The organism is Clostridium sp. AM58-1XD (genome assembly GCF_003464085.1).
In the GTDB taxonomy this organism is placed as follows: domain Bacteria; phylum Bacillota; class Clostridia; order Lachnospirales; family Lachnospiraceae; genus Lachnoclostridium_A.
Genome location: NZ_QSDR01000002.1, coordinates 117369 through 138613 on the forward strand (window position 1 = coordinate 117369; position 21245 = coordinate 138613).

Consider the following 21245-nt stretch of genomic DNA (forward strand, 5'->3'; position numbering starts at 1 on the left):
TCCACTCTTATATGTATTCTACCATATGGTATATTTCACTTACCATTTCAACCTGCCGGAGAAAGACATATTTTTCTCACCAGTTGATGGGATATACCTTATATTGTATTCTCAGCTTCCTGTTGTGCTTTATTTTGTTAAAATTTTTCTCGATTCTATGAAATACCTTCATGCAGTCATCGTCTTTTGTAATCCCCATCATAAGGATCATAAATGTCCCCATTCCGTATTTCGTATACACGTCTTCTTTCCTGAGAGACAGGCGGATGGCCTGTTTGAGCACACTGCTCCCCGCCTCTTCCCCGGCCTCAGGAACGATCATTTTCCCGTTTTCATCCACTACGTAACAGACCAGCATGGTGAGTATGTTTTTAGCGCGTTCCGACATGCGTTTCATTACATGACAGCAATCCATAAAGCTCAGATAATTACAATAATAGGCACCGCCTTCATCCTCTTCCTTTTTAATCACGGATTCGATAAGAATTTTAGGGTCCTGCTCATCGAAAATCTGGTTGCTGGCTTTCTCAAACTTTTTAATTACGTCGTCAGGAAGTCCGACTCCGAATTCATCCTGAAACAGTTTCAGCGTATCCTCGTAGACACAAGCAGCCTCTTTCTTTTTTCCCTCAGCCAGGAGCGCTTCAATGCGGACAAACTGCCAGTCGTCGAAGGGAAACAGCCGGCTGTTTTTCACGCCGAATTCCAGAAGTTCATCATACCTGCCCTTCGCTTTCAGAAAATCCGTAAGCTTTCTCGCCGCTTCCAGATAGATTTTCTGATAGCGCCCATTTTCGATCTCTACCCACGTCTCTCCCAGATGCTCTCTCAGGAAATCGCCTTTATAGATGTCACATGCTTCTTTCAGAATTTTTATTTTTTCTTCTTCATCAACCGACTCATATGCTGTCTGGAGAAGTTCCAGGAACCGTTCTGTATCCAGTTCTACCTCCATCTCTTTTGTCAGGAAGTACCTGTTTCCATCCATACGGATATATTCTCCCTTTGGAAGTGTCGATTCCCCAATCAGCTTGCGCAGCCTGTAAACAACGATCCGCATGGCGTTGTCTACCGAACCTGTCTTTTCTTCATACAGGTTTTCCATCATCTCTTTCCGGGTTATTCCCTTCCTATTATAATATAGAAGCATCAGGAACATCTGCATGTATCTGCTTTCCTTACTGCATTTTAGTAGAATCGGTTTGTCTCCGTAACGAACCGATAGATTTCCTAACATATTCACTGAAATGATTTTATTGTCACTCATTTGCTCTTCTCTCCTGACACTCCATATTTTATACTAAATTATAAGCCAATTGGACGGCCTATTCAAGTTATGTTCAGGCCAAAACTGAGACGTTTATGTAAAAAACGGGCCTTATGACCAGTTTTCGCCCTCTGTCGAAATATCGCTGCCCATAAAGCCCGTTTTCATTTTATGCCATACAGTTTATTTCCTGTATATAATCTCGTCTCTTCCCGGACCATTTGAAACCATTGTAATCGGAGTCTCAATTTCCTTTTCGATAAATTCGATGTATCTTCTGCAGTTCTCAGGAAGATCTTCGTATTTTTTGATTCCGCGTATATCACACTTCCAGCCAGGAAGCGTTGTCAGAACTGGTTTTGCCTTTTCGAGCTCCACCGTTGTAGGGAATTCTTTTGTAACCGTTCCGTTTAAATCATATCCCGTGCAGACAGGAATTTCGTCCAGATATCCCAAAACGTCCAGAACGGTCAGGGCAACTTCCGTAGCCCCCTGAATACGACAGCCATACCTGGAAGCAACTGCATCAAACCATCCCATTCTTCTCGGACGGCCTGTCGTAGCGCCGAATTCTCCATGGTCACCGCCTCGTTTTCTCAGTTCATCCGCTTCTTCGTCGAAAATCTCGCTGACAAAAGCGCCTGCTCCGACTGCACTGGAATACGCTTTTACAACAGTTGTGATCTGCTTGATCTCATACGGCGGGATTCCTGCTCCGATTGCTCCGTAAGCTGCAAGTGTGGAAGACGATGTAACCATCGGATAAATGCCGTGGTCAGGGTCTTTCAGGGAGCCCAGCTGGCCTTCCAGAAGAATCCTTTTTCCTTCTTTCATTGAATCGTGAAGGTATTTGGAAACGTCACAGACATATGGAGCTACCATATCGCGGTATTCCAGAAGCGTTTTATAAAGTTCTTCCCTGTCGATGGCCGGTTTATGATAGAGATGCTCCAGCAGGATATTCTTCATCTCGCAGACACGGCTTACTTTTTCTTTCAGGGCTTCCTCGTCAAACAATTCGCTGACCTGGAAACCGATTTTTGCATATTTATCAGAATAAAATGGTGCAATGCCGGACTTCGTGGAGCCAAATGACTTTCCGCCCAGACGTCTTCCTCATATTCGTCGAAAAGGATATGATACGGCATCAGTATCTGAGCACGGTTGGAAACAAGCACTCTCGGCTTCGGCACTCCCTGATCCACTAATGACTGAATTTCATTGACCAGATAAGGAATGTTAAGTGCAACGCCGTTGCCGATCACGCTGGTAGTATGCTGATAGAATACGCCGGATGGAAGTAAATGCAGGGCAAATCTTCCATAGTTGTTAATGATCGTATGACCCGCATTGCTGCCCCCCTGGAAACGGATGATAATATCTGATTCCTGTGCAAGCATATCGGTAATTTTACCCTTCCCCTCGTCTCCCCAGTTTGCTCCAACAATTGCTCTAACCATTGATTATTTTCCTCCTTTGAGTGACTGCTTATCAAAACATATTATAATTTACACCAATTTTATTTATAAGTAAAGATAAAGTTGATAAAAAAACATCATTTTTTTCCATTTGCAGTCATGCCGATAAAAAGAACCGCCCATATCTTATTAATATGAGCGGTTTTATTATTATTTCTTATTTTTATGCACATTATACGTTGATTTCAGCTGTCATTCCCAGAATTTCTTTGTTTTCATCCAGAATCGGCCGAATGACTTCTTCCAGGAACTCCTCTACCTGTCTTGGGGCACGGCCCACATATTTTGCAGGATCCATCGTCTTTTTCAGCTCGTCCAAAGTAAGTCCAAACGCAGGGTCTGCGGCGATCAGTTCCAGCAGATTATTGTCCATTCCGTTTACCTTAACGTTCTTACCTGCTTCCATAGAAAGGGTGCGGATTTTTTCATGCAGTTCCTGTCTGTCTCCGCCTGCCTTTACCGCGTCCATCATGATGTTTTCTGTCGCCATGAACGGCAGTTCGGCCATCATGTGTTTTTCAATCACCTTTGGATATACCACTAGCCCGTCTACAACGTTTAAGTATAAGTCCAGAATTCCATCTACGGCCAGAAAACCTTCCGGTACGCTCAGACGCTTGTTGGCGGAATCGTCCAGAGTCCGTTCGAACCACTGAGTAGAGGACACCAGCATGGGATTGATCACATCTGCCATTACGTAGTTAGATAAGGAAGCGATTCTCTCGCTTCTCATCGGGTTCCGTTTATATGCCATTGCAGAAGAACCGATCTGCGTCTTTTCAAAAGGTTCTTCGACTTCTTTTAAATGCTGAAGAAGGCGGATGTCATTGGAAAATTTGTGAGCGCTCTGTGCAATTCCAGCCAGCACATTGATAACTCTCGTATCCACTTTTCTGGAATATGTCTGTCCGGAAACAGGATAACAGTCTTCAAATCCCATCTTCTCTGCGATCATCCGGTCGGCCTTCCGGCATCTCTCATGGTCGCCGTCAAAGAGTTCCAGGAAGCTGGCCTGAGTTCCCGTCGTGCCCTTAGAACCTAACAGCTTTAAGGAACCGAGTACGTAGTCCAGATCGTCCAGATCAAGGCAGAGCTCCTGAAGCCAGAGCGTCGCACGCTTTCCGACTGTGGTCGGCTGCGCCGGCTGAAAATGAGTGAATGCCAGCGTCGGCTGGTTCTTATACTGGTCTGCAAATTTTGCAAGCTCCGCCATCACATTAACCAGTTTTTTTCTGACCAGTCTGAGGGCATCCCTCATGACGATGATATCCGTATTGTCTCCCACGTAGCAGGAGGTTGCCCCCAGATGGATAATTCCCTTTGCATTCGGACACTGCTGGCCGTACGCATAAACGTGAGACATCACGTCGTGGCGAACCAGCTTCTCCCGTTCCTTTGCCACATCGTAATTAATGTCCTCTGCATGTGCCTTTAATTCGTCTATCTGTTCCTGAGTAATCGGAAGTCCAAGTTCTTTCTCTGTTTCTGCCAGTGCGATCCAAAGCTTTCTCCATGTTCTGAATTTCATATCAGGAGAAAAAATATACTGCATCTCTCTGCTGGCATAACGCTCGGATAACGGACTCTGGTATCTGTCGTTCATGACGGTTCCTCCTTTAAGTAGTTGTTTCACAATCGTGGGGCTGCTGCAAACATTTATTCCTATTTTGCAGCAGCCCCATGTTAAAAGTCAATATTAATCTTTAAATTTACTGAATTCCGAGACGGCGGAATACTTCCTGGTATGCATCCTCTACGTTTCCAAGATCGCGGCGGAAACGGTCCTTGTCCAGCTTCTCGTGAGTTTCCTTATCCCACAGTCTGCAAGTATCAGGAGAAACCTCATCAGCCAGGATGATCTGTCCATGATAGCGGCCGAATTCAATCTTAAAGTCGATGAGTTCGATGCCAAGGCTGTCGAAGTACTCTTTCATCACTTCATTGACGATAAATGCATACTTCGTAATCGCTTCGATTTCTTCTTCCGTTGCAAGGCCAAGAGCCAGAGCGTAGTATTTGTTGATGAATGGATCGCCCAGTTCGTCGTTCTTATAGCTGAACTCAAGAGTCGGCTGAATGAATTTAACGCCTTCTTCCATTCCCATTTTCTTTGCAAAGCTTCCTGCGGAGAAGTTTCTCATGATTACTTCCAGCGGAACGATCTCCACTTTCTTAACAGCTGTCTCTCTGTCGCTTAATTCCTCAACAAGATGTGTAGGAACACCCTTTGTCTCAAGAATTTTGAAAATGTGGTTCGTCATACGGTTGTTGATCGCGCCTTTTCCTACAATCGTACCTTTCTTTAAACCATTGAACGCTGTCGCATCATCTTTATAGTCTACAATTAATACATCCGGATCCTCAGTTGTGTATACTTTTTTTGCCTTACCTTCGTACAGTAATTCTTTCTTCTCCATGAGTAAGCACCTATCCTTTTCATAAGATTAAGATTTATAAGTCTTAAATATAAAAGAGCTCTATTTCAGTAGAAATTATAATGCATACGTTTCATCATTGCAATAGGCTGAGTCATTAAACTTTCTAATAAATCTTATTTCCTTTTTTTGCTTAATCTTCCCCGTTTTCCTCTTTCCAATACTCTTCCCGGCGGTAAATCCGTATATTTCCCTCATTCCACTCGATCGAAATCCCATATATCCGTTTTCGTTCCGGCCTGTCGCCCGTCTCATCTGTCCGCCCGGCTTCAGCCGTTTTTTCCATAAAAAGAAGGCTGCCGCCATAAACGCGGATGCCATAGGCCGTTTCCAGAATAAGGGCGCAGAGGCAGACCTTTCTGATCCGTCTGTCCGCCTCTGTCCTGATTTTCCTCCAGGATTTCCTTCTTCTGTCCCTATAAGCGATCCGCTTTATGATCAAAGGCAGCCCTCCTTAAATCAGGCTTTCATCAGTTCCAGCGCCAGAAGTGCCGTCTTATTCAGCTGATCTACCGTAATGCTTTCTTTGCTTGTATGAGCGCTGTCCATGCCGATTCCGATTCCGACGGACTGGATACCATGCTCATTGTGAATATTGCTGTCGCAGCCGCCGCCTGAAGGTACATAATGTACCGGGCAGCCCAGAGTTTTGTAGCATTTTTCCAGAAGCACGCATACCTTGTCTTCCGGTGTTACCTTATATGGATTATATGCGCGTGATGTTGCATATTTTAATTCTGCACCGTACTTGTCGCAAGCTGCCTGCATGGCTCCGATCATCTGGTTTCCCTGTTCTTCCAGCTTAGCCATATCTGTACTTCTGGCTTCAGCAATTACCTTTGCATATGGCGCTACGATGTTTGTCGGTCCCACAGCCTCAAAGGTACCGATGTTGGCCGTCGTCTCCTCGTCTACTCTGAGAAGCTTCATATTTGCAATACCTTCTGCTGCAGCCAGGATCGCACTGATACCATTCTGCGGTGCAATCCCTGCATGAGCGGCTTTTCCGAAAATTTCAAATGTGAAGTTCGTCTGTCCAGGGCATGTATAACATGTAGTTCCGATGTCGCCGTTCATATCCATAACGACACCCATCTTGCTTTTTAACTTGGAGTAGTCCGCATTCTTCGCTCCATGAAGGCCGCATTCTTCACCTACGCTGAAGAACACCTCTACCGGGCGGGTCTTGATTCCCTGCTCCTTGACTGTACGGAGTGCTTCCATAATTCCGCTGATACCGGCTTTGTCGTCAGCAGCCAGAATCATGGAATCGCCCTTGCTTCTGATGACTCCGTCCTCTATGTATGGTTCAATTGCATTGCCAGGCACGACTGTATCCAGATGTGCGCTGAGCATAACCGGCTCCAGGCTCTCGTCTCCGTCCAGATATGCATAGATATTATATCCGTTGGAACCAAACTTGTCTCCGATTTCGTCACAATCCACCCGTACCCCCAGCTCCTTCAGGTCTTTCATAACGCGGTCACACATCTCTTTTTCATTTCTCGTCTCGCTGTTGATCTGTACATAGTCGAAAAATGTTTCTAAAAGCCTTTTCTCATTCATTGGTTTCCTTCTCCTTTACCATTAAATTATTATTTGAACTTTGCTAATTATATCATACATTTACTCTGTCCGCAAGGAATCATGTGACATACTGTTCACATAAATAATATTAAAAAACAATAAAGAGCGAAACAGCGATTATCATTCTAAAAGGCCTTATACATTCCATATCCTAAAAGGATACAGATGTATAAGGCCCTTTCTTCTGGTGAATATAAGGATAGGGGGATTGTTCGTTTATTGTGCAGCGGAGGAAGCTGTCTCGCCTTCAACTGCGCCCACGCCTTCATCAATCGTATCGCGGACATCGTCCATCATACCGTCGATGACGCCGGTGCTTTCTTCTGTTCCGTCAACGGCCGTTGTGCCTGTTTTGCCGCCGCCGGACTGTGTTGTGCCGGAACTGCTGCTTTCCTGAGTTGTCTGCGTCATAGCGCCCTCAGAAGATTCTCCGGATGTCCCGTTATTATCCTTACTGCCGCATGCTGCCATCAGGATTACTGAGCATGCCAGCAGAATTGCAAAAACATATGATTTGATTTTTTTCATAATTGCATTCTCCTTTCCTGTACTATCCTTAGTATGTGTGAAAGGAGATAAATTATATTGGAAAATTTTGTCAGCCGATTACATCAGCCATATCATAAAATCCCGGTTCTTTTCCTTTTAAAAATTTAGCCGCCGCCACTGCTCCTTTTCCGAAAATCGCCTTGGAATATGCAGTATGGCTGAAGGTTACGACCTCGTCCTGACCTGCGAAAATTACGTCGTGTTCTCCTACGATGGAACCTCCGCGGACAGCCTGAATGCCAATCTCTTTTTTATCCCGCTTTACCCGCTCCGCCGACCGGTCATATTTATAGTGATATGCGCCGTCCATCGACTCATTGATGGATCTGCCAGTGCCAGTGCAGTTCCGCTGGGTGCATCCACTTTCTGATTGTGATGTTTTTCGACGATTTCAATATCAAAATCAGCTGCTGCCAGCGTCTGAGCCGCTTCCTTCACCAGCTTTAAAAGCAGATTGATCCCGAGCGACATATTTGCAGATCGGAGAACCGCCGTCTTTCTGCTGGTTTCCTCTGCCTTTTTCACCTGCTCCTTTGAAAGCCCGGTCGTACAGAGCACAACCGGCATTTTTTTCTCTGCGCAGTATTCCAGAAGGTGGTCAACTGCCTTTGCTGAGGCAAAATCCACGATCACATCAGCTTCTACGTCACACGCTTCGAGGGATGTAAAAACAGGATAATCGTTCTTCTTTTCGCCGTTTAAGTCAATTCCTGCTACGATTTTTGCCTCTTCGTCTCCTGCCGCAATACCGGAAATCACCTGACCCATGGCTCCATTGCAGCCGTGCATGATGATTCTTACCATTCTCATACCTCCTTGCGGACCTGGCGTCCGTCTTATGTATACTCTGTTACAGAATTCCGTACTCTTTCATCGCCTTTTTCAGTTTTTCCTGATTTTCAGGCTCCATTTCCGTAAGAGGGAGACGCATTGGTCCTACTTCCTTGCCCTGGAGGTTCATTCCGGCTTTTGCAGGAATCGGATTTACTTCGCGGAAAAGTTCCGTTACAAGCGGAATTGCATCCAGCTGAAGCTTCGTGGCTTCTGCAACGTCTCCTGAAAGATAAGCGGCACAGATGTTGTGGGTCTGACGCGGAGCTACGTTGGAAAGCACGGAAATTACACCCTTCGCGCCGAGAGCCATCATAGGAATGATCTGGTCGTCGTTACCGGAATACAGATCGATACATTCTCCAGCCAGATGCATCATAACTGCGATCTTGGAAAAGTTGCTGCTGGCTTCTTTTACTCCCACGATGTTCTTCACGTTTCTGCAGAGATATGCAATCGTCTCCGGTTCGATATTGATGCCTGTTCTTCCAGGGATATTGTACAGAATAATCGGAAGGCTGACGGATTCTGCAACAGTGGTGAAATGCTTGATCAATCCCTTCTGTGTTGCCTTATTATAATAAGGGGATACGACAAGAAGGCCGTCTGCGCCTGCTTTTTCAGCTTCCTGTGAAAGATAAACAGCTGTCGCAGTACAGTTGGAACCTGTTCCGGCAACAACAGGAATTCTCTTTTTTACAGTCTCACAGATGAAGCGGATGACTTCGATATGCTCTTCATGACTCATAGTAGCCGCTTCCGCAGTCGTACCGCAGGCAACGATACAGTCCGTACCGCCTGCAATCTGTTCCTCAACGATCTCCTTTAGTTTTGGATAATTGATTTCTCCCTGTTCTGTAAATGGTGTAACCAGCGCAACACCTGCTCCTTCAAAAATAGCCATTTTGTTTTCCTCTCTTTCTCCTGTTTGTAAAATAGTCTGCAATCATTCTTTTTTGATATTGATAAGATCATGCGAAAGAAAAAATGGGGCCGACAATATGGTCAGCCCCTAAATACGATATCGTTTTAGTAGCTCCCCATCCATAAGGATGACAGTCACAGAATTCTTCACTCTGCGCCCAGGAAAATATGTTCAGGACATCTCTTCCTTCGGCGTGCCTCCCTTTCGCCCGCCTTCTCTTGCCCCCTGAGGCATCCGGCAGGTTACTCTTGATTTACGCAACCTCTACTCTGTCTATAATTCTCGTTTAATCCTATCATCATTATCACTGCTTGTCAACTTCAACCTTTTCAATCATGGTAATTTCGTCCACGCTGTCGATCAGACCTTCCGGAAGCTTCTGGCCGGTAAGAATCATCTGCATATCTTCTTCCCCGTTCTGAATCATGTTCCTTATGTCTTCTTCTGTGATAATCTGGTAATCCAAAAGCCCCAGAATCTCATCCAGAATCAGGACATCGCACTCTCCTGTCGCCAGGACTTTGTTCGCGAAATTAAGTCCGTTCTTAATATTGATGATTTCTTCACATCGCTCCTGCTCTGATAGCTGTTCAAAGGGAACCGCAAGCTTTTCAAAACGGAATATGTTCATCTCCGGCTCGAGACGTTTTAAAAAATCATCCTCATCAAGCGTTAATGTCCCTTTCATAAACTGTATCATGATCACGGACTTGCCGTTGTTAAGCTCTTGTATTGCCCGTCCTAAAGCAGCCGCTGTTTTTCCCCTTCCAGGTCCACAGATGATATGAACATTTTCTTTATCCATCGTCTCACCTCGTAATGTATAACAGTTTCGCTTATCGTATCATATTTTTTACAGTTTTGCAAGTTTTCTTACGGGCTTATTAAAGAACCGCCTATTCTGCACATTCCAGCTTGCTCACCGAAACTTCATACGCCGTGCGTTTTTCACACTCGGTTTCGTTCAGCTTTTTCGTGTATTCTCTGCTCTGCACCCGGCCCCAGATCTTCACTCTCGTGCCGACCTCAAAGGCGGAAGCATACCTGGCATTTCTTCCCCACGCTATGCAGGGTATGTAATCGGATTTTCCATATGGCCGGTTGACTGCCAGCAGAAGATCGGCAATTTCCCTTCCCAATGGTGTTTTCCTGTATATCGGCTCCTTGCAGATATAGCCGTCCAGATAAATCTGATTTGTTTTTGTATAATCTGTGAATTCTTCAAGAAAATTAATTTCCCTGACAAATATTGAAAGCACAAGCCGGTTCTTCACGCCTTCATGGCGGTTATATGACCGGAACTGGCCGATGGCCTCTACCGTACAGCCTGTGTAATCTTCTTCTACGTTCATAAGTCTTTCGGATACGAGAAGCGGAATTATATCGCTCTGGTCGCTTAACCGGTTTACTTCCACATTTACAACGTAAAATCCTTCGCCGAACACTTCGTGGCTGAAAGTAAAACCGGACACGACCTCTCCAATTACACTTACCTTGTTGTTTTCAATCACTTTTTCTGACATAGTATCTTTCTCCTCTTTCATAAACCTTATTTGCTTTGTAAGCTATTATCATGTTTATGAAAATATGACTGATTCTATGAGAAAAAGGCATCGTAAAATTATGACAGCGATTTACAAAAGATTACGCGAAAGCGTAATTAACACGTTGCTCCGCCCTTTAAATGCTTTTCTGCTGTCAGATTTTCTTCTTTTCTCTGAAGAAGTTCATCTGCCAGAAGCTGCTCCTGTACATTTTCAAATCCGATCCTGCCGATGGTGTCTGCAAAGCGTTCTCCTGTAATTCCCTGTTCGCGGAACAGAAGAATCGCCTTTTCAATCACATTCAGCACCTCTTCCTCCGTTGTAAATATTTTCTCCAGCGCCTGGCCATGCGCCACCTTTTTACCCCATCTGCCGCCGATGTAAACTTTATACCCGTCCGTATGGCCTTCCAGCGCTCCAAACGGACATTTTCCGCTGCAGCGTCCGCAGTGGTTGCACTCATCCATATTGATCCTGAGTCTTCCGTCTTCCAGGCCGGCAATCTGAATCGGACAGGAATCGACCACCTGACAGACTTTACAGCCGCGGCATTTCTCCATATCCACGACCGGCACCTTCTGACCGATTACGCCAAGGTCATTTAAATCTGGCTTTACACAGTTATTCGGACAGCCGCCCACAGCAATTTTAAACTTGTGAGGAAGCTTCACCTGACTGTACCCATGGTAAAATCTCTCATGAATTTCTTCGGAAAGGGCGAATGTATCAATCAGGCCGTACTGGCATGTCGTTCCCTTGCACGATACGACAGGGCGCACCTTGGATCCGGTTCCGCCCGTCTCCAGTCCTGCCTGTGCCAGGTATTCTCTCAATGGTTCGATATTTTCATACGGAACGCCCTGAATTTCCAGGGTAAGCCTGGAGGTCATGGTGATGTCTCCGCTTCCGAATTTTTCAGCGGCTTCTGAAATGACCCTATTTTCCTCTGCCGTCACTTTGCCGTTCCGCGTTATAATCCGGCCGTTGAATTTGTCTTCCGTTCTTTTATCTCTGAGGAATCCAAGTCCCTTCACTCTCGTTACGTCATCCGGAGAAAGAGCGCACTTTACACCTTCCACTTTGACATCATTAAAGGTTGTGGCGCCTTCCAGTACGACCGTGTTCGTATAGCCGTAAAATCTCATCCTGTTCTGAAGGAAATAAGCTCTCTTTCCTTTTGCACAGACGAGCAGGAGTTTCTCATCTTTTCCAATTCCCTCAATCTCCCCTTTTACGCCTGCCAGATTAACCCAGGTAGCGCCTGGAATACTGGCTGTCTGTCCTGCGTCGAGCACACGCCAGCCCTTTGCCTCTCCCTTCTCATACTCAGCCGGAGTCATGCTGATCATATCGCCGTCCAGCTTATTTAACATCATGTAAACCGCCTGAACGAACGGATGGATCGCTGTGGAAAACGGAGGGGCATAGGAAAGATCCATATTCTCAAAGTCCTCCAGAACAGCCCCCATGGATATTCCTGTCACAGCAATATCGACCATCTTGTCTACGGCACCAGAACCGAGCACCTGTACGCCCAGCAGCTTATGTGTCCTTTTATCCGCGATGAGCTTTGTCATAAACATGGAAGCTCCAGGATAATAATGAGCTTTGTCATCTGTCACAGCTAACACAGTTTCCACATCATATCCGGCTTCTCCTGCCTGTGCCTCCGTAAGTCCGGTACGGCCGGCATTCAGGCCTGGAAGCTTTACGACCCCTGTTCCGAGAACGCCGGGATATTCTTTTTCTGCACCTCCCAGCACCTGAGCCAATGTACGTCCCTCATAGTTGGCCGATGATCCCATTGGCGACCACTGCCTTCTTCCTGTCAGCCTGTTTTTTACCATGGCACAGTCTCCTGCCGCATATACGTCCGGGAGATTCGTTCGTAGCCTTCCATCAACCGTAATCGTCCCCCGTTCCATTTCCATTCCGCTTTCCTTCAAAAAGGCCGTGTTCGGACGGATTCCAATGGAAAGGACAGCCATATCGGCCGGGATCAGTCCTTCGCTCGTCTGGACGCCTGTGACCTTACCATCTTCTCCCCTGATCTCTTCAATCTTCGCGCCGGTTATCACTCGGATTCCCTGTTTCTTTAGATGTTTTTTCACATAACCTGCCATCTCACTGTCAAATACATTCGGCAGCACCTGAGGAGCCAGATCGACGACCGTAACCGATACGCCCTGCTCTTTTAAGTTTTCTGCCACCTCCAGTCCGATAAAGCCGCCTCCGGCAACGACTGCCCTTCTTACTTTCTTTTCCTCAATAAAGCGCCTCGCAGTGACTGCATCTTCCGGTGTACGCATCTTGAATACGCCGTTCAAAGATACGCCCGGCATATTTGGCACTATGGAAGAAGCGCCGACAGCTACGATACACACGTCATAATGATAGACTTCTTCCTCTCCCGTCTGGAGATTTCTGGCTTTCACTTCTTTTCCGGCGCTGTCCAGATCGAATGCTTCTCTTCCAGTAAGAACCTCCACGCCCGTAAGAGCCGCATATTTTTGAGGGGTGTTTACGATCAGATCACTTTCCTCCTGTATCATTCCTCCAACATAATACGGAAGGCCGCAGCCGGCATAGGAAATATCCTTATCTTTTGTTATAATCGTCACTTCTGCGCTTCGGTCCACACGCTTCATTTTGGCTGCTGCCTTTGTGCCCGCAGCGACGCCTCCGATCACCAGTACTTTCATTTTAAAATCCCCCTTAATTTTATTTGTAATTGTTCGGGACAACGTATTAATCTTTCGTTTTGGCTGCCCCAATCAGATCATTTAATTCGCAAAATCGAACAGAGAGAGCTGGTTTGACTCCGGAAGATCTCCCAAAAGTCCCATGTCTCCCATCAATTCGCATATCGTCTTGCTGACTTTCGCCCTGTTGCGGAAATCTTCCCTGGACAAAAACGGGCCTTCCACAGCTGCATCCACAAGTGCGTCCGCAGCCTTGTCTCCCAGGCCGTCTATGCTGCTTAAGGACGGCATGAGTTTTCCGTCAATAATCTGAAAATGCCTTGCCTTTGCCCTGTAAATATCTATCGGCATGAATTCAAATCCCCTCGCGTACATCTCCTGTACGATCCTCATGTCTCTCAGGGAATCCTGTTCCTTTTTCGACAGGCTGTCGGAACGTTTTTTGTAATCCTCCAGATAATGTTCCAGATGATCCCGCCCCTGACACATAATTTCGTATGAGAAAGCGCTGGCACGGATGCTGAAAAATGCCGCGTAATACGCCAGCGGGTAAAAAACCTTACAGTATGCTATACGCCATGCCATCATAACATATGCGGCCGCATGAGCTTTCGGGAACATATACTTGATCTTCTTGCAGGAATCGATGTACCAGTCCGGCACGCCGTGGGAAAGCATTTCTTCGATCCATTCCGGCTTCAGGCCCTTTCCTTTACGCACGCTCTCCATAATTGTGAATGCATGCCCAGGCGGGAGCCCCTGCTGAATCAGATAAACCATGATATCGTCTCGCGTACAGATGGCGGTCTGAATCGTTGCCTTTCCCTCCTGAATCAGGGTCTGGGCATTGCCCAGCCACACATCCGTACCATGAGAAAGGCCGGAAATGCGGACCAGATCGGAAAAGTATTTCGGCTTTGCGTCAATTAACATCTGCATGGCGAAATCCGTACCGAACTCCGGTATTCCCAGCGCCCCCAGCTTACATCCGCCGATGTCCTCCGGCTCAATTTTGAGGGCCGACGTATTCTGAAACAGGCTCATGACCTCCCTGCTGTCCAGAGGAATATCTTTTACGGGATCCAGTCCCGTCAGGTCCTGCAGCATACGGATCATGGTCGGATCGTCGTGTCCCAGTATATCCAGTTTCAGCAGGTTGTGGTCAATGGAATGGTAATCAAAATGTGTCGTCACGGTGGAAGTCGTCATATCGTTTGCCGGGCGCTGCACAGGGGTAAATGAATAGATTTCCTCTCCCAGGGGCAGCACGATAATGCCTCCCGGGTGCTGTCCTGTCGTCCTTCTTACGCCGACACATCCCTGAACGATCCGGTTGATTTCACAGTTTCTCTTTCTCACTCCATGTTCTTCATAATAATTTTTCACATATCCGTACGCCGTTTTATCCGCCAGAGTACCGATGGTGCCTGCACGGAAGGTCTGTCCCTTTCCGAATATGACCTCCGTATAATCATGAGCCTTACTCTGGTATTCTCCGGAGAAATTCAGGTCGATATCCGGTTCCTTGTTGCCTTCAAATCCCAGGAACGTTTCGAAAGGAATGTCAAAGCCTTCTTTTTTCAACGGTTTCCCGCACACGGGACAATTCTTGTCCGGCATATCACAGCCGGCCATTCCGGAAAATTTCTTAACATCTGCAGAATCGAAATCATAGTACCTGCAGCTTGGGCAGTAATAGTGGGGACTGAGAGGATTTACCTCCGTAATTCCCGACATGGTCGCCACAAAGGACGAACCGACGGAACCTCGGGAGCCTACAAGATAACCGTCCTCGTTGGACTTCCAAACCAGTTTCTGGGCGATGATATACATAACGGCAAACCCGTTGCTGATAATGGAATTCAGCTCTCTTTCCAGTCTTTCCACTACGATTTCCGGAAGCTCTTCCCCATATAGTTCGTGGGCTCTGTCATAACATATCTTTCTGAGCGTCTTATCGGAATCCAGAATTACGGGCGGACATTTATCCGGCCGTACCGGCGAGATATTTTCACACATATCGGCAATTTTCCGGGTATTCGCAACTACACTTCATGCGCCTTGTCCGGGCCGAGGTATTCGAACTCCTTCAGCATCTCTTCTGTAGTCCTGAGATACAGGGGCGCCTGGTCATCGCTGTCTTTAAATCCCTGTCCGGCCATGATAATGCGCCTGTACACCTCGTCCTGAGGATCCAGGAAATGAACGTCGCACGTCGCGCAGACCGGTTTGCCAAATTTTTCTCCCAGACTGACGATTCGCCTGTTAATTTCAATCAGATCATCCCAGGAATTCACAGTGCTCTTCTCGTCCCGGAGCATAAACGAGTTATTTCCAAGAGGCTGAATCTCCAGATAATCATAAAAATTCACCAGCCTTGCGATCTCTGTATCGGATACGCCTCTGAGAATCGCCTGATAAAGCTCCCCTGCTTCACAGGCAGAGCCGATAATCAGCTTCTCTGTATTTGGTCAGAAGGCTCTTTGGAATTCTTGGCCTTCTGGCAAAATATTCGATATGGGAAAAGGATATAAGACGGTAAAGGTTCACCCGGCCGATGTCATTTTTAGCGAGTATGATGACATGATAGGTCGGCATCTTCTTAATCGTATCCTTTGACATTCTGCCTGCCCGGTTCAGTTCCGCCAGGTCATGAATGTCACGTTCTTTCATCATTTTTACGAATTTAACAAAAATTTCTGCCGTCGCTCCTGCATCGTCTACCGCACGGTGATGGTTCTCCAGCGATATATTCAGAGCTTTTGCTACCGTATCCAGTTTAAAACGGTTTAAATTCGGCATGAGCATCTGGGCCAGGGATACCGTATCCACCACAGTAGGTGAAAATGGAATCTTCTGTCTGGCACAGTTGTGGGCAATAAAACTGACGTCAAAGGACGCGTTGTGTCCGACCAGAACCGCATCGCCGCAGAAATCCAAAAAATCCGGCAGCGCTTCTTCAATTGTCGGGGCCGGGAGCACCATATTGTCATTAATGCCCGTCAGCTTCTCAATTTCAAAAGGGATTGGCACATCCGGATTGACAAATGTGCTGAACCGGTCCGTAATCTGTCCTTCCTTCACCTTTACGGCGCCGATTTCAATAATTCTGTTCTTCTCCGGACTCAGTCCCGTCGTCTCCAAGTCGAATACGACGTATGTATCTTCAAAGCTCTGCCCTCTCTGGTTCTCCACCATCTCCTTGACGTCGTCCACCAGATATCCTTCCACTCCGTACAGCACTTTGAAGGTGTCGCCTTTGTCCAGGGCGTGATTGGCATCCGGGAAAGACTGGACGCAGCCGTGGTCTGTCACGGCAATTGCCGGCATTCCCCACTTCTTGGCTCTCTTGATAATATCCTTCACCTCGGAAACGCCGTCCATATCGCTCATCTTTGTATGGCAGTGAAGCTCCACCCGTTTTTCCAGGCTGTTGTCCGATCTTTTTCCTGTAAAATCTTCACATTTTTTAATTCCGACAACAGACCCCAGAGTCAGTTCTCCGTCAAACTTGTCGATTGTGGTAACGCCCTTCACCTTAATGAAGCTTCCCTCACTGACCGCCGCTTTTACATCGTCCAGCATATCTTCCCGCGGAAACATTTTAATCGTCATGGTGTCGGTAAAATCCGTCACGTCAAAGATCACAAGAGTGCGGCCGCTCCTCAGCTCCCTCAGATCCTTCGCTATGATCTTGCCGCGGAGCACTACTTCACCGATCTCCCCGTCAATCTTGTCAATCTCTATCATTCCATCGTCTTCAAAATCGCGGCCGTACAGCACATCCGGATTATCCGCCTTTCTGTATGTCCGCCTGAATTCCTTTTTCCCGTCCTGAAATCCCTTTTTAAATCCCTGCCTGCCCGCCATTTTACCGGCAGGAGCCGCTTCCGCCTTCTTTTTCTTATCGGACTCCGGAGCAGACGGCTTTTCTTCGCCCTGTGCATGAGGCACAGCCGCGCCTTCCTCAAACGGCACTTCGGCCTCATCTCCAACAGCGGAACGCCTGGCTATTTCCATAACCTCCCGCTGCATCTGGGCTTCCTTCAGCGCCTTTTTCCGGTCAGGCTGCGGAACCACATATTCGTATTCCACTTCCATCGGAAGTCCGCAGCGCTCATGAAACACCTTTTCCAGCACCCGTTTGAGCTCTCCAGACTTTTCCCTGTTTACCATTGTGTCTTCCACCGTCATATGGAGCACCTCAGGATTTGGAAAACTGAAATTTGTCTTTCTGAAGATATTGTATTCAATGATACTGTAGTTTTTAAGCTCCAAAAGAAGGCTGTCACGGTATACCTGAAGCAGCTTCTCCGGGGTATACTGGCCTGACAGCCTGTATTTTTCCATTATTTTAATTGAAAGCTTCTTGCCGGGAAACAGCTGTTCTCTGATCCCCGTCTCAAGAGCGTATATATTTTTTTTGTGGATGAGCCTGGAACTGACAATATAGATGCGCAGGGCACTCCTGTCCCGCGGCGTGGATACCTTTTCCACGTCCACCATGGACATGAGGCCCTTCATCTCTTCGGTCATATGTAAATCAGGAAATACATCCAGGAATTTCTTTGCCATTTACTCTATCACCTGTCGATCTGCAATTTTCTGCAACATGTTTCTCAGTTCTCCATATGCCTGGAGGCAGCCATGTCTTCCAGTTCACTCCGAAGTACGGAAAGCAGCTCTGCCTCCGGCACCTTCCTCACGACTTCTCCCTTTTTGATCAGAAGTCCTTCACCGATCCCGCCTGCAATGCCGATATCTGCTTCTCTGGCCTCTCCTGGTCCGTTAACAACACATCCCATGACTGCCACTTTGATATTCAGTTCGTCGAATTCAGAGGTCATATTTTCTACCTGATTTGCCAGGCCGATCAGATCAATCCTGGTCCTTCCGCAGGTGGGGCAGGAAACGACTTCAATTCCGCCCTTTCTCAATCCCAGCGTTTTGAGAATCAGTTTCGCAGACTTGATCTCTTCCGCCGGATCACCGGTCAGCGAAACGCGGATAGTGTCTCCGATTCCTTCATGCAGGATAATCCCAAGTCCTACCGCAGATTTAATATTGCCTGCCGTCAGGGTTCCCGCCTCTGTTATGCCTACGTGAAGAGGGTAGTTCGTCTGTTCGGCGATCATCTCATGTGCCTTTACGCACATCATAACGTCAGAAGATTTTATGCTGATCACCAGGTTGTCGTATCCCATATCTTCTATCATTTTCACCTTATCCAGAGCACTTTCCACAAGTCCTCCGGCCGTAACGCCGCCGTATTTTTCCAGCAGGTGTTTTTCCAGGGAACCGCTGTTTACTCCTACCCGGATCGGAATATTCCGTTCCTTCGCCTTATCCACAACGGCCCTGACACGATCCAGGCTTCCGATATTGCCCGGATTGATCCTGATTTTATCAGCTCCGTTTTCTATGGCGGCAATGGCAAGCCTGTAGTCGAAATGAATGTCGGCTACCAGCGGAATGTGGATCTGCTTCTTGATGTCGCCAAGCGCTTCTGCCGCCTCCATCGTAGGAACGGCGACGCGGATGATTTCACATCCGGCCGCCTCCAGTCTGTGAATCTGCTCCACAGTTGCCATGCTATCTTCCGTCTTCGTATTGCACATGGACTGGATGAGAACGGGATTTCCTCCGCCGATCACCCTGTCTCCAATTGTAATCACTTTTGTATGGTCGCGTTTCATCTGTTATCCTCCTAGAAAAAACTGCGTATATCGTTAAACAGCACAAATACCATCAGCACCATCAGACAGGCCAGGCCGGCCATGTGTACCATTCCTTCCTTCTCCCTGTCGATCGGCTTTCCCCGTATAAGTTCGATGAAGAGAAAGACAAGCCGTCCCCCGTCCAGCGCCGGTATGGGCAGAAGGTTCATAATTCCCAAGCTGGCGCTGAGAATCAGGCACCAGTAGGAAAGGGTGAGCAGCATCGTAGGAACGCCGATTTCCCGGCTCTCTCCCACACTTCCGCCAATCATGGAAACGATTTTCACCGGCCCTGCTACGGCTTCCCCCACCGCCACCTGGCGGCTGAAAAGCATTTTCAGGCTTTCAAACGTAGAGCGGATGCAGTAGTCGATTTCGTATGCGCTGAAGGTTAGAACCTCGCCTATGCCCTTGGGTTTTTCATATGCATTATAAAACTGCAGGCCTATTACATAGCTGTTCTGTTCTTCCGAATACTCCGGCTTCAAAACTGCCGTCTTCTCTTCATAGCGGCCGCCCGACTTCCAGTCTCCATCTGCAGCTCTCTGATACGTGACAGTGATCTCCTCCCCTGCATGGGACATGGTATAGAGCAGCACATCCCTGTAGGTCGAAATCTTCTGATTATTCATTTTCACAATCTTGTCGCCCTGACGGATATCGGTCTGGGAAGCAGGAAGCCCTTCCGTCACCCCATAGACATAGGGCGTATCACGGCCGATGTTTACCGTAATGACCATTGCGAACAAAAATGCCAGAACAAAGTTGAAAAACGGCCCGGCGAATATAACGGATATTCTGCCCCAGACCGGCTTATTATTAAATGCCTTCGGATCCGATTCATTCTCATCTTCTCCCAGCATCATACATGACCCGCCAAAGGGCAGGGCCTTGATGGAATACCGCGTTTCTCCCTTTTGAATGCTGACAATCCTCGGTCCCATACCGATGGAAAATTCTACAACCCCGATCCCGTTCATCTTTGCCAGTAAAAAGTGTCCGAACTCATGTATCAGCACAATCAGTCCAAACACCAGGATTGCCAAAACAATATTCAGCAAATTACCACCTGCTTTCTATATATTCATACGTTTCCTGTTCCGTTTCCAATATTTCGTCTACGCTGGGAGAAGCGATCCGCCTGTGATGCTCCATCGCTCCCTCAATCATATCAGTAATCGTAAGGTAATCAATCTTTCTGTCCAGGAATTTACCTACTGCCATTTCATTGGCCGCATTAAAGACCGCAGGCACAGAGCCGCCCGCCCGGCCTGCCTCATATGCCAGCGACAGCCCTCTGAAGTTTTCAAAATCAGGTTTTTCGAAACTCAGTCCGCAAAGCTTGGAAAAATCCAGCCTTTCTCCCGGCAGATACCGCCTTCTCGGGTAATAAAGAGCATATTGGATCGGAAGCTTCATATCCGGCGTTCCCAACTGGGCGATCACGGCTCCGTCATCGAATTCCACCATGGAATGAATGACGCTCTGAGGCTGAACCACCACTTCCACCTGATCCATTTCCACTCCGAACAGCCATCTCGCTTCCATTACTTCCAGCCCTTTATTGACCATTGTCGATGAATCGACCGTAATTTTTCTTCCCATAGACCAGTTGGGATGTTTCAGCGCATCTTCTACCTGAATTTCCTTCATCTGCGCCCTTGTCATTCCGCGAAACGGACCGCCGGAAGCCGTCAGAAGGATTTTGTGCACCCTGTTTCCTGTCTCACCGTTCAGACACTGGAAAATAGCGCTGTGCTCGCTGTCCACAGGAAGCAGGCGGACTCTGTATGCCTTTATCAGAGGCATAATGATGTGGCCTGCCGTGACAAGTGTCTCTTTATTTGCAAGGGCAATATCCTTTCCTGCCTTAATTGCAGCTATCGTCGGGCGTATTCCGATCATCCCCACAATCGCCGTCACCAGGATCTGAGCTTCCGGTTCCTCTGCAATCTGAATCAGACCGTCCATTCCGGAAAATACGCGCACATTCGTATCGTTTACTCTCAGCCGCAGTTCTTCCGCCTTATCCTTTGACCAAACAGCCGCAAATCTCGGTTTGAACTCCCGTATCTGCCGTTCCAGCAGATCGATATTGCTGCCGGCCGCAAGAGCCGTAACCTGTATATCCTGATTATTTCTCACCACTTCCAGAGTCTGGGTTCCAATCGAACCGGTAGACCCCAGAATTGCTATTTTCTTCATCCGAA

13 protein-coding genes, 3 pseudogenes and 1 riboswitch are annotated in these 21245 nt (G+C 47.3%); all 16 genes and pseudogenes read right to left on the minus strand.

Annotated features, from left to right (window positions below; all coding sequences use genetic code 11):
• Positions 1 to 76: 76 nt before the first annotated feature.
• A complete protein-coding gene (locus tag DXA13_RS01515; RefSeq protein ID WP_118241391.1) occupies positions 77 to 1267 on the minus strand; it encodes a BTAD domain-containing putative transcriptional regulator in 1191 nt (396 codons plus the stop codon).
• A gap of 183 nt (positions 1268 to 1450) precedes the next feature.
• Positions 1451 to 2727, minus strand: a pseudogene (locus DXA13_RS01520) (adenylosuccinate synthase).
• A gap of 190 nt (positions 2728 to 2917) precedes the next feature.
• Positions 2918 to 4348, minus strand: a complete 1431-nt coding sequence (gene purB / locus DXA13_RS01525; protein WP_118241392.1) for an adenylosuccinate lyase — start codon at positions 4346 to 4348, stop codon at positions 2918 to 2920.
• Positions 4349 to 4454: 106 nt separating this feature from the next.
• The gene (gene purC / locus DXA13_RS01530) at positions 4455 to 5162 is read right to left on the minus strand and encodes a phosphoribosylaminoimidazolesuccinocarboxamide synthase (protein ID WP_118241393.1); all 708 of its coding nucleotides are present in this window, start codon (positions 5160 to 5162) and stop codon (positions 4455 to 4457) included.
• A 151-nt stretch (positions 5163 to 5313) separates the two neighbouring features.
• Entirely contained in the window at positions 5314 to 5622 is a 309-nt protein-coding gene (locus DXA13_RS01535) for a hypothetical protein (protein ID WP_118241394.1), read from the minus strand.
• Positions 5623 to 5639: 17 nt separating this feature from the next.
• A complete protein-coding gene (locus DXA13_RS01540) occupies positions 5640 to 6746 on the minus strand; it encodes a M20/M25/M40 family metallo-hydrolase (RefSeq protein WP_118241395.1) in 1107 nt (368 codons plus the stop codon).
• Positions 6747 to 6983: 237 nt separating this feature from the next.
• A complete protein-coding gene (locus tag DXA13_RS01545) occupies positions 6984 to 7295 on the minus strand; it encodes a hypothetical protein (RefSeq protein WP_118241396.1) in 312 nt (103 codons plus the stop codon).
• Positions 7296 to 7365: 70 nt separating this feature from the next.
• Positions 7366 to 8120: pseudogene (gene dapB, locus DXA13_RS01550) on the minus strand (4-hydroxy-tetrahydrodipicolinate reductase).
• A gap of 46 nt (positions 8121 to 8166) precedes the next feature.
• On the minus strand, positions 8167 to 9051 hold the full coding sequence (dapA, locus tag DXA13_RS01555; protein ID WP_118241397.1) for a 4-hydroxy-tetrahydrodipicolinate synthase: 885 nt from the start codon (positions 9049 to 9051) through the stop codon (positions 8167 to 8169).
• A gap of 121 nt (positions 9052 to 9172) precedes the next feature.
• A riboswitch (Lysine riboswitch) is annotated at positions 9173 to 9347 on the minus strand.
• Positions 9348 to 9376: 29 nt separating this feature from the next.
• The gene (locus DXA13_RS01560; RefSeq protein WP_118241398.1) at positions 9377 to 9877 is read right to left on the minus strand and encodes a cob(I)yrinic acid a,c-diamide adenosyltransferase; all 501 of its coding nucleotides are present in this window, start codon (positions 9875 to 9877) and stop codon (positions 9377 to 9379) included.
• Positions 9878 to 9968: 91 nt separating this feature from the next.
• Positions 9969 to 10595, minus strand: a complete 627-nt coding sequence (locus DXA13_RS01565) for a single-stranded DNA-binding protein (RefSeq protein ID WP_118241399.1) — start codon at positions 10593 to 10595, stop codon at positions 9969 to 9971.
• Positions 10596 to 10732: 137 nt separating this feature from the next.
• Positions 10733 to 13318 carry an FAD-dependent oxidoreductase gene (locus DXA13_RS01570; protein ID WP_118241400.1) on the minus strand — a complete coding sequence of 862 codons (2586 nt, stop codon included), beginning with the start codon at positions 13316 to 13318 and terminating at the stop codon, positions 10733 to 10735.
• Positions 13319 to 13399: 81 nt separating this feature from the next.
• Positions 13400 to 17893: pseudogene (locus tag DXA13_RS01575) on the minus strand (PolC-type DNA polymerase III).
• Between the two features lie 44 nt (positions 17894 to 17937).
• Complete coding sequence (gene ispG, locus DXA13_RS01580) at positions 17938 to 19014, minus strand: flavodoxin-dependent (E)-4-hydroxy-3-methylbut-2-enyl-diphosphate synthase (RefSeq protein WP_118241401.1); 1077 nt, start codon at positions 19012 to 19014, stop codon at positions 17938 to 17940.
• A gap of 11 nt (positions 19015 to 19025) precedes the next feature.
• Positions 19026 to 20096, minus strand: coding sequence for a M50 family metallopeptidase (locus DXA13_RS01585; protein WP_347559645.1), 1071 nt, complete (start codon positions 20094 to 20096; stop codon positions 19026 to 19028).
• A 1-nt stretch (position 20097) separates the two neighbouring features.
• A complete protein-coding gene (locus DXA13_RS01590) occupies positions 20098 to 21240 on the minus strand; it encodes a 1-deoxy-D-xylulose-5-phosphate reductoisomerase (RefSeq protein ID WP_118241402.1) in 1143 nt (380 codons plus the stop codon).
• Between the last annotated feature and the right edge of the window lie 5 nt (positions 21241 to 21245).

Bases quoted from the DNA above. Each gene is read 5' to 3' on its own strand.
- DXA13_RS01570 (WP_118241400.1), bottom strand. From the start codon at position 13,318: ATGAAAGTACTGGTGATCGGAGGCGTCGCTGCGGGCACAAAGGCAGCA.
- DXA13_RS01540 (WP_118241395.1), bottom strand. From the start codon at position 6,746: ATGAATGAGAAAAGGCTTTTAGAAACATTTTTCGACTATGTACAGATC.
- dapA (WP_118241397.1), bottom strand. From the start codon at position 9,051: ATGGCTATTTTTGAAGGAGCAGGTGTTGCGCTGGTTACACCATTTACA.
- DXA13_RS01590 (WP_118241402.1), bottom strand. From the start codon at position 21,240: ATGAAGAAAATAGCAATTCTGGGGTCTACCGGTTCGATTGGAACCCAG.
- ispG (WP_118241401.1), bottom strand. From the start codon at position 19,014: ATGAAACGCGACCATACAAAAGTGATTACAATTGGAGACAGGGTGATC.
- DXA13_RS01515 (WP_118241391.1), bottom strand. From the start codon at position 1,267: ATGAGTGACAATAAAATCATTTCAGTGAATATGTTAGGAAATCTATCG.
- DXA13_RS01545 (WP_118241396.1), bottom strand. From the start codon at position 7,295: ATGAAAAAAATCAAATCATATGTTTTTGCAATTCTGCTGGCATGCTCA.
- purC (WP_118241393.1), bottom strand. From the start codon at position 5,162: ATGGAGAAGAAAGAATTACTGTACGAAGGTAAGGCAAAAAAAGTATAC.
- purB (WP_118241392.1), bottom strand. From the start codon at position 4,348: ATGAACGACAGATACCAGAGTCCGTTATCCGAGCGTTATGCCAGCAGA.
- DXA13_RS01560 (WP_118241398.1), bottom strand. From the start codon at position 9,877: ATGGATAAAGAAAATGTTCATATCATCTGTGGACCTGGAAGGGGAAAA.
- DXA13_RS01565 (WP_118241399.1), bottom strand. From the start codon at position 10,595: ATGTCAGAAAAAGTGATTGAAAACAACAAGGTAAGTGTAATTGGAGAG.